A 15532-nucleotide genomic window follows, 5' to 3' on the forward strand; every position below is an offset into this window, starting at 1 on the left:
TTTAGCACTATCTATAAAAAAGGAAGGCCTAAGCCTTCCTTCTCTTTTTGGCAAACCTAATTTGCTTAGAAACGGAATGAAGCACCAACGAAGTAGCGTCGACCATTCTCAGCGTTGAATTTAGTATTGTTAGTTATACCTGCTGTGGTGTGCTCAACTTCATTTAAAAGGTTAACGGCTTCAAAAGAAACGTCAATGTTTTCCGTTACATGATAAACAATTGACGCGTCTAAATAGCCTCGAGAACTAGCAACATCTGGAGTACCAAATGTAGAGCCATTGAAGAACTCATCACGCCAGTTATAGGCTAAGCGTGCTGCAATTAGATCGTTTTCGAAATAACCTGAAATGTTGAATGTATTTCTAGAATTACCAACTAAGTCAGCTTTCTTACCATCTTTATCTTCGCCTGAAGCATCTGAGTATGTGTAGTTAGTTACAATACCAAAGCCATTACCAAAGTCCTGCTGATACTGAACTTCAATACCCTCAACATTACCATTACCACCATTTTCTTGAGTTGTTACAGTCCATATTCCCGGATTATCAGCGTCTGGAACAAACTTCTCTACCGTCGCAGGCAGTACGAACGACTCTAATGATTTACTAAAGAATGTAACTGAGAGCATTGAAGACTCGTTAAAATACCATTCAGCACCAAAGTCAAACTGAGACGCTCGGAATGGATCTAGCTCAGGGTTACCCTGGTTCACAAGCTGTAATGTAGGATTGGAGCCTGAGTACGCTGGACTCAAATCAGTATACTTTGGTCGTGCAAGTACTTTTGCGGCAGCGGCGCGGAGAATCACATCTTCTGATAAATTATACGCGATATTTACACTTGGTAGCCAATCGGAGTATTCGCTTTCATGCTCTACTAGTTTAGTTAGAGAAGGGTCATAAGCAATTGCAGTTAAATCAGTTGAAACATGGCGTAGACCTATGTTCCCTCGATAGTTTTCACCACTAAAGTTACCTTGAACATAAAAGGCCAAATGATCTTCTTCTAGCTTGGAGTAACCAGTTCGGTCTTCAAATTCAGAAACACCGGCGTCAGAATACATAAAGTTAAGCAATTTTGCGTGGTCTGGTTTTAAAAACTTATCAACCGTTGCATCAGGTCCTGATTCCGGAAGCATTGATTCTGTCAGACCACCATTAAAATCTGCCACTGTTTTATTGTCAAAAGCACTTTGATTTGTGAAATTTGATGCAATTTTCTTTTGACCAGTTTCATGATCCCTTACTTTAAACCCTGCTTCAATCGAAGTGAAGTCACCAGAGTCTAGGTGATATTTAATATCTGCTTGTAAATACGCTTCTTCATCATACTTGGGGCTTCGACTAAATGAAGGGGCCATAAACTCATCATTTGCTAACTTCAGAGCTGAAGCATCTGTTCCGTCTAGGTTTAACCAACGGTGACCCAACCCTTTTGAAGTAATTTCAAACTCAGCATCTGAATATCCACCCCACTGTGCACCAACTTCTTTATCAGTGCCGCCTGTTGCTTCTGTTTTACCAAACTGTACAGTTAGTGTGTAGGCATCCGTTTCGTAGTTAACCGTAAAGTCTAGTACCTCTGTTTCCATCGTGGCTTCACGATAGTAAGCATCGATCACAGCATCATAATCAGTGGCGCCGTCAGTTCTATGAATACCTTTAACCGGCAGATCATCGTTAGTAGCAGTGACCTCTAAATCCGCACCAGAACGCCCAGGCATAATCAAGTAGTTACTATTTTGGTTGTTTGCCTTTAGCTCTGTAGTGAAATAGTGAGCAACCATATCTAGCGAATCATTAGGTGCCCATTGAGCAGTAATGTCATATGCCGTGCGCTCACGTTCCTGATCAAAATGCGCAACACCATTACCCCAAGTCCAATAGTTCTCACCTTGGTGACGGACAGTATGACGCTCGGCAGAAGAAATAGCTCCTAGAATACCAAAAGTCTCATCTTCATTTTTCCAGCTTGCTAAACCTGAAAAAGCAGGGTCTGTACTCTCTGATAGTTCGGAATACTGTGCTTCAACAGAGCCAAAAAAGCTATTAGATTCCAAATCTAGAGGTTTGCGTGTACGCATGATTATAGTACCGCCCACACCACCTTCATCTAATTTTGCTTGAGGCGTTTTATATACTTCTAGACCTGAAACCATTTCAGATGGCATCAGCTCAAAGTTAAATGAACGACGGGCTGGATCTAAAACGTACCAACCTGTTGACGCAACCGATTGGCCATTTAATTGTGTTTTGGTTAAATCAGGATCAGTACCCCTAATGGAAACTTGAGAACCTTCACCAAAATCTTTGCTAATTTGTACACCAGAGATACGCTGTAGAGAATCAGCGATGTTCTTATCTGGGAAGTCACCAATATCTTCAGCAGTCACCGCATCAACAACGGAGTTGGCAAATCTTTTCGTGTTCATTGACGCTTCTAAAGAGCGGCGAATACCGCGAACTTCAATGACTTCTACGTTTTCTTGTACTTGATTTTGACTTTCTTCTGCAGCAACAACGCCTGAAAAGCCCGCACCTAGTGCGATGCTGACGTTAACTGCAAGTAAGCTTTTTTTGAAATTATTAGCTAACACAGGATTCCCCTTGAATCATTTTGTTGGTTTTTTAAATCACTTCTGCCCAGTGATGATGACAACGCTGTCATCTAATAACAAACCATACACCCTAAATTACATATTCGCTACAATTTTTTTGGCCTGTTATTCAAAAAATATTCATATAGATATATATCTTATTGATAAATATAGACTTAAATATAGCCAAGATATGGTTTGTTACAAAAACGAATGGAGAATAGCACAAAAAATTTTGCTGCTGTAGAGTTTTAAGATGGAATTGTCTCAATAAAGGGACATTTTAATTATCTGAATACACACAAGGGGATGTGTATTCAATTCCCTCATCAAGCTTGGGCAGAAGCTAAAGATGAGAATCAATATCAATGACAACGCTGTCATTATAGATTTATCTGTAAGTACTGTCTAGTTATTTTAAGAGAAATTTTTATGACAAAGGCCTATAAAATCTAAGATCAGCGAGTTAGTTATCACTATCTTTTGCACAAATTTGAATACCCCATTACGGGACTTGTTGATTTTCTCGGGGTCATGCTTTGAATAGGAAAAATTTATTGCCTTTATTCGCAAGAAGTAAGAAGTAAGAAGTAAGAAGTAAGAAGTAAGAAGTAAGAAGTAAGAAGTAAGAAGTAAGAAGTAAGAAGTAAGAAGTAAGAAGTAAGAAGTAAGAAGTAAGAAGTAAGAAGTATTGTCGCTTCGAGCTTAATGTCCAGAGGTATTCAATCAGTTGACTCAAATAATCTAGGTAAGGCTAGCTACCACGCCAACCTTACCTTCTACTATTTCTAGTACCTATGATCTTAGGTTACGGGCACCAGAATACGGTCAAATTAATATCAGGATGATTTAATACAGCACGCAGTGGTACTTCATATTCTGAGCCGGGTTGTTTTGCCGCTTCATACACTGCCTTTTTTTCATCACCTGAAATCAATAAAACTACCGTCTTAGCACTAGCAATCCCCGCAAGAGACAGACTCATACGTTCTGTGATTTCGCCTGTCACTTCGCTTTGATGGGCATTAATTGCGCATACGGTATTTGTGGTCGTTAACGCGTGCTCTAGACCTTTCGCATTTGGGAATAAACTGGCGGTATGGCCATCCGGCCCCATTCCTAAAATAGTAACATCAAATGGCTTTTTTAGCGCCGCATAATCAGACTCACATGCACCAGCTCCCTCTTCTGCCGACTTTGCCGCATTCTTCATTGTCACAAATTGAGCATTCGCCGCTTTGTCTTGCAGTAATGTCGACTTGATAAATGCTTCGTTAGACTTTTCGTGATCCGGTTCGACCCAACGTTCATCAACCATAGCAACCGTAATTTTGTCCCAGCCTAGTTCAACACCAGAAAGGTGACGATACGCTGGAGCCGGTGATGAACCACCAGACACTAACAATACTGCTTCACCGTCTTGCTCAATACCTTGACTGATCCCAGCTTGAAGTAGCTCTGCAAGCGCTGCTGTCATTTCGTCTTTGGAGCTGAAATTTCTTTCTGTCAACTGTGCCATTACGCTTGCTCTCCCGCGTTGAACCAAACATGTTTGTTTTCTTCTAGTAGTTCATCAGCATCTTCAGGACCCCAAGAGCCAGCACGATAAAGTGATGGAGCCCCTTTACTCTGCCAACGCTCAATGATTGGATCAACCCACTGCCACGCTTGGCGCACTTCGTCACGGTGAATAAATAAAGCCGGGTTATTTGCAGCGGCGTCTAGCATTAAGCGCTTATACGCATCTGAATGATAGCCATTGTTATACTTTTCACTCAATGAGATATTTAGCGTCACTGGCTCTAGTTGCATTTCAAGGTTATCTAGACGCTTAGACATTAGCGTTAATTGAATACTTTCTTCAGGCTGTAATCTTATTACCAAACGGTTTGGCTGAATTGGACCTGCCGAGTCACCATAAACATTATGAGAAACTGGCTTGTATTCAACCACAATTTCAGCACAACGCTTTTTCATACGTTTACCTGTCCTTAAATAGAAAGGCACGCCAGACCAACGCCAGTTATCAATGTGAGCACGAATAGCAACAAATGTTTCTGTTTTACTCGACCCTTCACCCAACTCTTCTAAGTAACCAGGCACTAGCTTACCTTCAAGGTCACCTGGCACATATTGACCACGCACAACATTATTATCTACATTCGAGTCAATTAGCGGTCTGAGCGCTTCTAATACTTTAAGCTTTTCAGTGCGAATGCTGTTGGCATTCAGTTTATGTGGTGACTCCATCGCAACCAAGCAAAGTAGTTGCAATAAGTGATTTTGCACCATATCGCGAAGCGCACCTGCTTTGTCGTAAAAACCAGCTCTGCTTTCAAGACCTACCGTTTCAGAGATACTGATCTGAATATTATCTATAGCTTTAGCATCCCATAAATTCTCGAAAAGTGCGTTTGAGAATCTAAGCGCCATCAGGTTTTGAACCGTTTCTTTACCTAAATAATGGTCGATGCGGAAAACTTGCTCTTCCGAGAAGAATTCACCTATTTTTGCATTAATTTCTTCTGCCGATTTACCGCAATAACCAATAGGTTTTTCAACAACTACACGTGATTGTTCGGTAATGAGCCCTTTGATTGAAAGTAGCTCACAACAACGGCCATAAACCGCAGGAGGAAGTGACAAGTAAAAGACACGAGACTTATCTTCGCCATCAGCCAAAATATTCTTTAGCGTATCCCAATGCTCGTCTTCTTCTGTAACATTGACTACCACTGGGACTAAAAACTGTTCAAATTCAGACCAATCTTTCTTGTTATATTCGCCTTTGCCAAGGTGAGTTTGTAATGCGATATGTGCCGTTTCAATAAATTCTTGTTGTTTGTTTTGTTCACGAACGGTCGGTAAGATGCGAGTGCCTTCAGGTAAGTTGCCTTCTTGATATGCACGATACAAAGCAGGTAGGAGTTTGCGAAGTGCTAAATCGCCTCCCCCACCAAAAATTACGATGTCAAAAGGATTAAGCATAGTTCACTCTCATAAGTTAGGCGTGCACTACAAGCACGCAGTGTTTATTCGATTTGGAGCCACTCCAAAGCCTACCAAACTCATTATGTAACGGGTGATGATTTCTATTGCAATGCACTAGTAAATGAGTCTTAGAAACCTGTATTTCCTCTCACAAAAATACAGGTTCTAAGTACTCCAGCGCTACCCGTTCAAAGGTATTCTGTTTACTTCAAGTTCCACTCGAAGTATTAATTCGTTCTCTTTTGCTTGTAATAAGCGATTAGACCCGCCGTTGAGCTATCATGAGGGTTAGTAACACCTTCTTGCGTTAGCTCAGCTTCAATATTTGAAGCAAGCCCTTTACCAAGCTCTACACCCCATTGGTCAAATGAACACACATCCAAAATGATACCTTGGCAGAAAATTTTGTGTTCATACAGGGCAATTAGCCGGCCTACTGCTTTTGCATCTACCTTATCTAAAATAAATGAAGAGGTTGGACGGTTACCTTGGTGTATTTTATGCGGGATCAACTTGTCGATTTCCGCATCCGACTTACCTCTAGCCGTTAAATCTTCACGAACCTGCTGTGCATCTACACCCGCCATCATCGCTTCAGTTTGAGCGAAGAAGTTAGACAATAAAATATCGTGATGCTGACCTACTTTGTTTTGCGGCTCAATGGAAGCGATAAAATCAGCAGGTACAATCACATTACCTTGGTGCAGGCATTGATAAAAAGCATGTTGGCCATTTATCCCTGTCATGCCCCAAATAATCGGCACAGTCGTATAGTTCACCTGTTCTCCAGCAAAGGTAACATGCTTTCCATTACTTTCCATTTCACCTTGTTGTAAATACGCAGGTAGCATATGAAGCGCCTGATCATAAGGTAAAATTGCTTGTGCTTGATATCCCAAAAAGCTGGTATTCCAAACACTTAGCAACGCCATCAACAAAGGAATATTGTCCTCGTTATCTGCTGTTTTAAAGTGCTCATCGACTTCAAATGCACCTTCAAGCACTTCAACAAATTTATCGAAGCCTAAATAGAGTGCGATTGGTAATCCGATTGCACTCCATAGCGAGAAACGACCACCAACCCAGTCCCACATCGTAAACACATTGTCATCGCTAATACCAAACGCTCTGGTTTTCTCCAGGTTGGTACTCACTGCAACAAAGTGCTTGGCAATTGCCGATTTATCATTAGCTGCGTTCAAAAACCACTCAACTGCGGTCTTTGCATTGGTCATAGTTTCTGAGGTCGTGAAAGTTTTTGATGACACAACAAATAAGGTTGTTTCTGCGTCTAAATCTTTCAGCACCGAAGCAATCTGTACGCCATCAACATTCGAAACGTAATGCACTTTTAGCGTGTCATCTGCATACGCGGCAAGCGCATCAGTTACCATTTGCGGACCTAGGTTAGAACCACCAACGCCAATCGCAACCACATCTTTGACGGCTTTGCCTGTATACCCTTGCCATTCGCCCGAACGAACTCTGTTACTAAATGCTTGTAGTTTTTCTAATTCCGCATTGACTTGTTCAGTAACATTTACACCATCCACATAAATAGGTGTATTAGCACGATTACGCAGCGCCGTATGTAAAACAGCTCTGTCCTCAGTGATGTTTATTTTTTCACCAGAGAACATTCTTTCTCGCCAAAGTGCGATGTCACTCTCTTTTGCGAGCTGCATCATCTCAGAGAATATTTGGTCGTCAATGCGTTGCTTGGAAAAGTCGAACAACACACCCGAGATTTGACGAGAGAACTTTTCAAACCTTTGCGCATCGTTTTCAAACATTGTTTTTAAATGCTCTTGCTCTACTCGCTGCGCAGAACTACTGAGCTTTTGCCAACTATCCAAATCTACACGACCACCCATAACACACTCCCCTAAGACGTAAGTGATTGTTAGTTACCTTACTTTTCAGGTAGTAACAACAAAGAAACATGACTAAACAAGCACATTATGCCAAAATGACAACGCTGTCAAATTGCTTCTTTTCAATTTTACACTGCGAATAATAACCTAAAATAAAATTTTTGACACCGGTATCATTCATTTATTTCTGTGAATTGTAGTGCTAAATTCCGTACTTCTTAGATAGACTAAGACAAACAGATGATCCTTTTATTAAGCCAATGGTCGCTTTAGGAGCTAAATATTGTAGAAACTGGGCGCTAGCTTCTGCATACATAAAGCGCTACTATTCCACTGTGCTTAACAATGATCGATACAGACCGTAAATAGAAGAACAACTACATGAAAGTCACTATTAATGATGTTGCCAAGCTAGCTGGCGTATCAATGAAAACCGTATCGCGGGTAATCAATAAAGAACCTTCGGTTAGAAAAAAAACTTACGATCAAGTAATGCAAGCAGTCAAAGAGCTTAATTATCAGCCCAATATTGCTGCAAGAAACTTAGCTGGTACTTCTTCATTTGCGATTGGCTTAGTCTACGACAATCCCAATGCCTATTACGTAATTGATATGCAAAATGGGGTGTTATCTCGTTGTAGAGACGAAGGGTATGAGCTCGTTATCCACCCATGTGAGTCCAACTCGGAAAATATGGCCGAAGAGTTCATCACAATGATCAAGCGCTCGCGTCTCGCGGGTTTAGTCTTGACTCCTCCCCTATCCGAGCAACAAGCTATTATTGATATGCTAGATGAACTTGGCATTCACTACGTACGGCTGCTTTCAGGTCGAGCGCAAGAAGCGAAAAGTAGCGCAAATAACTGTATCTTTGTTGATGATTACGCTGCAGCCTATGAAATTACCGAGCATTTGATCCAACTTGGACACAAAAACATCGCTTTTGTACTTGGGGATGAGGAACACAAATCAACAGCAGAGCGCTTAGCAGGATATCGTGATGCGCTAAAAGCCCACGGTATAACACAGGATGACTCACTGCTTTATCACGGTACTTACTCATTTGAATCTGGGGTAAAGGGCGCTAAGGCATTGCTGGCCGAAGGCAATCCAAACCAAATCACAGCAATTTTAGGTGGTAACGATGAGGTTGCAGCTGGAGCTTTATTTGCTGCGCGGCTGATGAACATAGAGATCCCAGGTCAACTGTCTATCAGTGGCTTCGAAGACTCTCCATTCTCCCGCCAAACTTGGCCTAAGCTTACAACCGCACATCAGGCTAATAACATTATTTCTGAACATGCTGCGCGTTTATTATTTTCTAAAACACGGGGACATCGGAAAAATGATAAAGAGGTCTCACATGTGTTCACACCAAGCATAGTGGTTCGAGAAAGCACAGGTAGAATAACTCAGTAACGGATTAGCTGGTTGTCGGCCCATAGGCCGACCTATCTCAAAAATCAATCTTGCCTAGGCTTTACGAGCGTTAACCGCCGCCAAACCTTGCCAATCTTCTAAATCTTGCTCTGGCTTTTCAGCACGAAATTGTTGATACAATTCAATACCTTGTTCATCTTCTAAAATATCAACCTGTACGCCCTTGCTTTCAAGCAGTGGCTCATTACCTGAAGCATTTGTGATATCCCCAACCACGACTCGCTGAAACCCACGCATGTAGAGTAATGTTGCACATACGTCACAAGGACTTAAGCTGGTGTACAAAGTGGTTTTACTAAAATCAACCCTTCCTGCGTCTCGAATTGCCGAGGTTTCACCGTGGTTATATGGGTGGCTCTCTTGTACTAAAGTGTTGTGTCCTTTACCTACAATTTGATTGCTTTCATTATCAACAATAACCGCACCAATTGGGCACCCGCCCTCTTCATAGCCTTTTTTTGCCAGTAAAACAGCAATGTGCATAAAGTCTTTATCGCAAAGCTTACGCGTAAAGTCGCTATCGAGTAATACGCCAAGACTCTTGGTTGGCATATGTGCAATGGCATTGAGCGCTTCACTATTTACTTGGGTTTGTGCGTTGAGTAATACAGTCATTTTTTAATTCCTTGTCGCTTTTATAGGATCCGAGCTTAACACTATAATTTGGCGTAATTATGAAGTACCCAATCACATAGTTTATCTAACCAAGGTTTTGCCGCTTCAAGTGGCCAACCGCAATTGATCCGAAGATGATCTTGATACAAGTCTCGACTTGTAAATAAGCTGCCTTGGCGAATTTCAACCCCGAGCTCAGCGAGCCGTGAAGCGAGTACATCACAATCAATATTAGGCAGTTTCAGCCATAATGCCATTCCACCCCGTGGGGAAGATATTTTACAGCCCTCCGGTAAACGCGATTTCAAATACATTTGGTAAGCGAAACAGTGTCCAGCTAAAGTGCGATTAAGCGCCCGTAAATGACGCTGATAATGTCCTGTCTCAATAAAGTGTGATACCGCCATTTGTAAACATTGATTTGGCATGCCGTGAAATGCCTGCATGAGCGCTACCACTTGGCTTTGATAACGCCCAGCTTCGCACCATCCAACTTGCAAACCCGGCGCTAATGTCTTAGACACTGAACTGCACCAAATTACATATCCGGCTTTATCCCATGCCTTTATTGGTAAAGGCATTGTTTGATTGTGGCTCAGCTCTCCAAATACGTCGTCTTCGATAATCGCCACTTGATACTGCGCAGCAAAGTCTGCAAGCCATACTTTTTGTTGCACGGACAGACTGTGCCCCGTTGGATTTTGGTGATTTGCCGTAAGCAAACACGCAGATACCCTTTGCGTTGTCACCACCTGCTCTAAGGCTTCTAGATCGAGTCCTTCCGGTGTCGTTGGGATCTCAATCACCTTGAGTTGTAGCGTCGCAAGCAGTTGCAATAAACTTTGATAACATGGTGACGGCACCACCACACAATCCCCCGCTTTTGTGACAGCCTGCAGTCCCGCCATCACGGCTTGAATACAGCCGCTCGTCACCACAAGATTATCAGGGTTAAGCGCCAACCCCTTTTGTTTAAAGTGCTCGGTTAGATTCTCTCTGAGCGACATCAGTCCTATTGCGCTTGGATAATGAAAATGGTGATACTGAGGAGAGTCGAACGCTCGCTTTATAAACTTAGTCAGACGATTTATGGGCATCAACTCGGGCGCTACTTGCACCGTTGATAACATCGTATTGAGCCCTACAACAGAGGAGCTTAACCGTTTTTTAGGAGATTTCACTTCACTTTTAAACTTTGCAAAGTCAATATCGCTATTTTTAGCCGCTGGTTTGCAAATATAAAAACCAGATTTCTCTTGGGAAACTAAAAAGCCATTATCCTGTAATTCCTCATAGGTTCTAATTGCAGTACTCATACTCACGTCATGCTGCTTAGCAAAGATCCTAAGCGAAGTCATTTTTTCACCGCATTGACGTTCACCGGTGTTTATCTCTGCAATCACCTGCTCACTTAATGTAATAAACTTCCTCGCCATCTGTACCCCTAACAACAAAGAACTTTGTATCTGTACTGTATTTTTACCGAAGTTACACTGTAATTCCAGTATTCGTTCACAAATAGGATTGGCACATGACGATGACACACAACCAATGGCAAGTATTACCCCAATTACTCACTGAGTTTTCTAAACTTACCGAGGCATTTATAGAGTCGAGCAATAGTCGCTCAGCCGCAGGTCGCGATATTGCTCCGCCCGACCTAACACTCACAGAGTCTGGAATTGCATTTGAGTCACTGATAGAGATTTTTAGTAAACAAGTGGTACCAAACCTAAGCACAAGTACTGGGCCTAGGTATTGGGGATTCGTCACTGGCGGCGCAACGCCAATCGCTACTTTTGCCGATTGGTTGGTGTCAACCTACGACCAAAATGTCTCAAAGGGTGATGGCTCCATCGCAACCAATATAGAACGCCAGGCTATTCGCTGGCTAACCGAATTATTCGACCTACCAGTAAGCTTTGATGGTCTTTTTACCACTGGGGCAACGGCGGCAAATTACTTAGGTGCAGTCATAGCACGTCAGTTTGCAGGGCACCAACAAGGGATCAATGTGGCAGAGGAAGGGGCCTTCGGTTTGGAAGTCGAGGTTTTTTGCGCGACGCCCCACGCGAGTATGATTAAGGCGCTTGGTCTTGCAGGCCTAGGCCGCAACCAAATCACTAGAGTAACAACGCAAACAGGCAATGAGGCTACGGATACCGCAGCGCTTGAGTCAGCACTTGAAAAAAGTAACGCCAAAGGAAAAATTGTCATCGCCAGTGCCGCCACCGTTACTGGCACTAATTTTGATGATTTAATTCAGATCCGCCGATTATGCGATAAACACCAAGCTTGGCTGCATGTTGATGCTGCATTTGGCATTTTCGAGCGTCTGGTTTCCGGTTCCCAAGGTCGCACTAAGGGGCTTGAGTTAGCCGATAGCATCACCTTAGATGCACACAAGTGGCTTAATGTGCCATACGACTGCGGGATCTTTCTCACTCGTCATTTGCACTACTTGATTGAAAGCTGCGACGTTCCAGCGCCTTACTTAGTCACATCAAAAGCCGACCCCGACTTTTTTTCGATGGGTGTAGAAAACTCTCGTCGATTTAGGGCACTGCCCGTTTGGATGTCGTTACTTGCCTATGGTAAAGACGGGATCCGTCAATGGGTAAGCAAAAATATTGCGCAAACTAAACAACTTGCAGACTGGTTTGCTGATTCTCCAGACTATGATTTAGTTTATTATGGAGAGTTGAATGTAGTGCTTTTCAAGCCAAGTGGTAAAGACGACGACGCGACAACCGCCCTCCTTCATGCCATTAATGCGGACGGCCGTATATTTGTCAGCCCAGGGAGTTGGCAAGGACAGAAGGTGATCCGTGCTGCGCTCAGTAATTGGCAAACGGAGCAAGTTGATTTAGACATAGCAAAAAGCGCATTAACCGAATTAGCTAAGGCGCTTTAAGATTATAATATTTGAAGTTAGCTAACGCTGTGATTAGGAGTGATACTTTGCGCCAATTTGCGACTGTATTCCTCAAAATCGATATTGCTTTGCTCACCAAGTCCAGCCACCGCATGAGAAATAAACTGCGGTGGTACAAATAGATAAGTACGTTTTTTAAATTTCCAATGACGCACGATGTGCTTGGGCTGATGCTTGTCTTCATCTAACCCAGCCAACGAAAATAAGTCTTGCCAGTCACTCTCGGTATCGCCGGTCGACTGGGCAATACTTTGTGGTTCGATACTAAGCAAAATTGCCGACGTTTGTGGCACGCCCATCAACAGCTCACCAATAAAAAAGATGCTTCCACTGCGGCACAGCTGCTGTTGTGCTTCCGTCATCTCAGATTGCTCTGCCATCTTCGCCCTTTGATATTGCATCCCATTAAACATGGACTTGGCAAAAGGCAGCTGCTTTTCAGAAAACTCTCGATTTAGTACATGCTGAAACAGCGCTTTGCCGAGCGTATTACCTACGCCATCATGACTAAAAGTGCCTTCTTCCACATTGGTTTCAATGAAAAGCCCTGACTCTACCAAAATATTTTTCACGGCTTGATAGTTAAATATTGAAAACGGCTTACCCGTCACCGGATTTGTTGTCGACGTCACCGCTTTTGTCATCGCAGCAAAAAACACACTAATATCAACGAATGCACTTTTTAAGTCAGTGTCAAAGCTCTGAATGCTATCCGCCGTGGCACACAACATGATATTACCCGTTTCATTAAACACATAATGTTTAGTAATTGGAGTATATATTGGCTGAGACTGCGGTTTTGACGGTTTATCTTGTTTGCTAAACCAAGTTGAGAACATTATGTACTCCCAACATTAACTGTCCTTTTTAGTCGTTTTACTGGCTGCCGTGGCTTGCGAGGGTGCGGCTATGACACTGCGCATTGATTCAATCAGATTATTAAACTCTGGATCTGACATCGCCTCATTGAGCGATGCCGCTTGCTTGACAAATGCAGGTGGCACAAATAAGTATACTGATTTGCACAGACTTAACTGCACGTCTGTATGCCCGCCTTGTAAACAAGGGCCAGCTTGCCACACCGATTTGACATCATTGGCATCCGCTGAGATAACAATTGGCGCAATAGAAATAGCACCAAGTAAATATTCGCAAACAAAAATAATCGTCCCGACCTTTTTGTCTTGACTGTCGGAACTCGCACTGATACTTACCGAGGCTTGCCCCATACCAGCGATCATATCCATCAATGATTTACCTATGGAGGCTAAATTACCACTGAGCCCCAGTAACGTCTGGATCAATTGGCTTGATAAAGTAACGCCACTTTGCTTACTTTCAAATTGAATATTGCTATCTGTCACTTTGACAAAAAGACCTGAGCTAGAGACTAATTTATTGAGTGCATCGTAGTCGTACAGACTTGTCCCAGCCTCTGCCATCGCTTTTGTAAGCGCGGCAAAAAATACGCTGACTTCACCAAACGCATTTTCAGCTTCTTGCGGCAATACACTTCCACCTGCGGTACTATTTAGCGTACTTGCGATAAATAAGTTGCCGGTAGCATTCACTACAAATTGTTTAGTCGCTGGCACTTCATTGCTGTTTGTTGTCGTTAAATTAGCGGCTCTGGTTTGTGCATTGCTCACTACAGTACCTGGTTGAGGTGTTGGCATACTCGTTCCTTAAATCTTGATGTGGCTTGTCTGTTTCTTATGTCGTTTTAGTGTAGCCGCATTTCTAATTACTTAAAATTTACTTTTGTGATTTTTCACAATCAAATCTATTTCTTAAAAACAACACTAAAATAAATTTGTGGGCGTCCCCTGATGGTGTAACAGCTGCCACTTACCATTTTGCTCAACCCATAAAGATGATCGATAAGCATGCTCTGAAAGCGTGCCATCAGAACTCCGCCATGCAGAACGATAGGTAAGAAGTAAAGCATCACATTTCATATAAACACAGTGAAATTGCTCTACTGCCACCTCCCCATCCGGCCACTCTTCTTCATTCATTAAGCACAGGATCTGGCCCAAATCATACAGGCTCCCAGAGCGTCCAACCTCAATAAATTGAGGATGAAGGAGTTCGTGACACAGCGCCATATTATGCCTATTTTCTTTACGATGAAGCGCACACTCCTTCGCGATGACTTGCTCAATAATTGACGTTGAACACATCAGCGCAAGCTAAGGCTGTTTATCAAATACGGTGACGCCCTCTGGGATGGTATACCAGTCTTGCTTTTCACTAACCCATACATGCGCCGTCGGTTGAATAAAGCGAGTATCGTCCAAATTACTTGGTTTGAGTTTAATTGAATTTGGCTCTGCTGGGTTAAAGTGGTAAATGCGGTTGCCGCAAGTTGGGCAAAACTTAGCTCCGCTAACGTTACCACTATCAGCCGGACGCTGCCATTCTTTCATCAGACCCGAAAACTCAATATCGCCTTTATCAACAATGGCTGTAATGCTAAATGCGCTTGTTGACAGTTTTTGGCAAGCCTTACAGTGACAGGCGACCACCATTTTAGGTGCTGCTTTTAACGTGTAGCTTACTTCACCACATTGGCACGAGCCACTAATTGGAAATGTCATAAAATATCCTTACTTAAGTTCGATCTAACCTCATTGGAATGTATCTAATACCGTTTTTCTGTGCTTCTTGTCCCGTCGCCTGAAAACCTAAAGTAAGATAAAACGATGCTGCATTAAGCGATGAGCACAACGAGATTTGAGCTGCGGATGTACTCGCCAACACAGTATCTAATAACTGCCGACCAACCCCTTTACCTTGAGCTGACTTGGCAACAAATAAATGTGTGAGATAGTTACCATCTCTTAATAAAGCAAATCCAATCAACTCATCGTTTAATAATGCCTTGGCACCAACAAAGCTGGCGTTGCACATTACCTGAGTCACTTCGGGTATTATTTCGTTTAAATAAGTATCTTTTCCAAGCTGCGAAAAATGCGGTAAAACGTCAACCTCGGAGACTTCACGCATTAACCTTTCGATGGCATCCGCATCTTCACCCTGAATCGAATTGATGATAACTTTCACTTATGACCTTTTGA

At 42.7% G+C, this 15532-nt stretch carries 13 protein-coding genes; 2 read left to right on the plus strand and 11 right to left on the minus strand.

The genetic code is table 11. The features are described from left to right. Nucleotides 1-65: 65 nt before the first annotated feature. The 4 genes from CWC29_RS09630 to pgi all read right to left on the minus strand — a co-directional run bounded on the left by CWC29_RS09630 (nt 66) and on the right by pgi (nt 7462). A complete protein-coding gene (locus CWC29_RS09630; protein WP_128725267.1) occupies nt 66-2597 on the minus strand; it encodes a TonB-dependent receptor in 2532 nt (843 codons plus the stop codon). Between the two features lie 808 nt (nt 2598-3405). Continuing rightward, complete coding sequence (gene pgl / locus CWC29_RS09635; RefSeq protein WP_095729954.1) at nt 3406-4116, minus strand: 6-phosphogluconolactonase; 711 nt, start codon at nt 4114-4116, stop codon at nt 3406-3408. Then, on the minus strand, nt 4116-5585 hold the full coding sequence (zwf, locus tag CWC29_RS09640; protein ID WP_128726549.1) for a glucose-6-phosphate dehydrogenase: 1470 nt from the start codon (nt 5583-5585) through the stop codon (nt 4116-4118). The genes pgl and zwf overlap by 1 nt, the downstream gene beginning before the upstream one ends. Before the next feature lie 230 nt (nt 5586-5815). Continuing rightward, nucleotides 5816-7462 carry a glucose-6-phosphate isomerase gene (gene pgi / locus CWC29_RS09645; protein ID WP_138524442.1) on the minus strand — a complete coding sequence of 549 codons (1647 nt, stop codon included), beginning with the start codon at nt 7460-7462 and terminating at the stop codon, nt 5816-5818. Between the two features lie 381 nt (nt 7463-7843). Between pgi and CWC29_RS09650 the strand changes: the two genes are divergently transcribed. Next, a complete protein-coding gene (locus CWC29_RS09650) occupies nt 7844-8881 on the plus strand; it encodes a LacI family DNA-binding transcriptional regulator (RefSeq protein ID WP_138524440.1) in 1038 nt (345 codons plus the stop codon). A 54-nt stretch (nt 8882-8935) separates the two neighbouring features. Here the strand turns inward: CWC29_RS09650 and CWC29_RS09655 are convergent, their stop codons facing one another. Further along, on the minus strand, nt 8936-9517 hold the full coding sequence (locus tag CWC29_RS09655) for a nucleoside deaminase (RefSeq protein ID WP_128726546.1): 582 nt from the start codon (nt 9515-9517) through the stop codon (nt 8936-8938). 41 nt (nt 9518-9558) lie between these two features. Next, nucleotides 9559-10953, minus strand: coding sequence for an aminotransferase-like domain-containing protein (locus CWC29_RS09660; RefSeq protein WP_138524438.1), 1395 nt, complete (start codon nt 10951-10953; stop codon nt 9559-9561). 95 nt (nt 10954-11048) lie between these two features. On the opposite strand from CWC29_RS09660, the gene CWC29_RS09665 reads away from it, so the two are divergent. Next, nucleotides 11049-12431 carry a pyridoxal phosphate-dependent decarboxylase family protein gene (locus CWC29_RS09665; protein ID WP_138524436.1) on the plus strand — a complete coding sequence of 461 codons (1383 nt, stop codon included), beginning with the start codon at nt 11049-11051 and terminating at the stop codon, nt 12429-12431. Nucleotides 12432-12448: 17 nt separating this feature from the next. Here the strand turns inward: CWC29_RS09665 and CWC29_RS09670 are convergent, their stop codons facing one another. The 5 genes from CWC29_RS09670 to CWC29_RS09690 all read right to left on the minus strand — a co-directional run bounded on the left by CWC29_RS09670 (nt 12449) and on the right by CWC29_RS09690 (nt 15518). Beyond that, nucleotides 12449-13291, minus strand: coding sequence for a hypothetical protein (locus CWC29_RS09670; RefSeq protein ID WP_128726543.1), 843 nt, complete (start codon nt 13289-13291; stop codon nt 12449-12451). 15 nt (nt 13292-13306) lie between these two features. Continuing rightward, the gene (locus tag CWC29_RS09675) at nt 13307-14128 is read right to left on the minus strand and encodes a hypothetical protein (RefSeq protein ID WP_128726542.1); all 822 of its coding nucleotides are present in this window, start codon (nt 14126-14128) and stop codon (nt 13307-13309) included. A 126-nt stretch (nt 14129-14254) separates the two neighbouring features. Further along, complete coding sequence (locus tag CWC29_RS09680) at nt 14255-14635, minus strand: nuclear transport factor 2 family protein (RefSeq protein WP_138524434.1); 381 nt, start codon at nt 14633-14635, stop codon at nt 14255-14257. 9 nt (nt 14636-14644) lie between these two features. Next, nucleotides 14645-15052, minus strand: coding sequence for a GFA family protein (locus CWC29_RS09685; protein WP_138524432.1), 408 nt, complete (start codon nt 15050-15052; stop codon nt 14645-14647). Nucleotides 15053-15065: 13 nt separating this feature from the next. Continuing rightward, nucleotides 15066-15518, minus strand: a complete 453-nt coding sequence (locus CWC29_RS09690; RefSeq protein ID WP_138524430.1) for a GNAT family N-acetyltransferase — start codon at nt 15516-15518, stop codon at nt 15066-15068. Nucleotides 15519-15532: the final 14 nt, after the last annotated feature.

It is taken from the genome of Pseudoalteromonas galatheae (assembly GCF_005886105.2).
Lineage (GTDB): Bacteria > Pseudomonadota > Gammaproteobacteria > Enterobacterales > Alteromonadaceae > Pseudoalteromonas > Pseudoalteromonas galatheae.

Coding starts and splice junctions, on each gene's coding strand:
- CWC29_RS09680 (WP_138524434.1), bottom strand. CDS start 14,635: ATGTGTTCAACGTCAATTATTGAGCAAGTCATCGCGAAGGAGTGTGCG.
- CWC29_RS09675 (WP_128726542.1), bottom strand. CDS start 14,128: ATGCCAACACCTCAACCAGGTACTGTAGTGAGCAATGCACAAACCAGA.
- pgl (WP_095729954.1), bottom strand. CDS start 4,116: ATGGCACAGTTGACAGAAAGAAATTTCAGCTCCAAAGACGAAATGACA.
- CWC29_RS09665 (WP_138524436.1), top strand. CDS start 11,049: ATGACGATGACACACAACCAATGGCAAGTATTACCCCAATTACTCACT.
- zwf (WP_128726549.1), bottom strand. CDS start 5,585: ATGCTTAATCCTTTTGACATCGTAATTTTTGGTGGGGGAGGCGATTTA.
- CWC29_RS09685 (WP_138524432.1), bottom strand. CDS start 15,052: ATGACATTTCCAATTAGTGGCTCGTGCCAATGTGGTGAAGTAAGCTAC.
- CWC29_RS09660 (WP_138524438.1), bottom strand. CDS start 10,953: ATGGCGAGGAAGTTTATTACATTAAGTGAGCAGGTGATTGCAGAGATA.
- CWC29_RS09655 (WP_128726546.1), bottom strand. CDS start 9,517: ATGACTGTATTACTCAACGCACAAACCCAAGTAAATAGTGAAGCGCTC.
- CWC29_RS09650 (WP_138524440.1), top strand. CDS start 7,844: ATGAAAGTCACTATTAATGATGTTGCCAAGCTAGCTGGCGTATCAATG.
- CWC29_RS09670 (WP_128726543.1), bottom strand. CDS start 13,291: ATGTTCTCAACTTGGTTTAGCAAACAAGATAAACCGTCAAAACCGCAG.
- pgi (WP_138524442.1), bottom strand. CDS start 7,462: ATGGGTGGTCGTGTAGATTTGGATAGTTGGCAAAAGCTCAGTAGTTCT.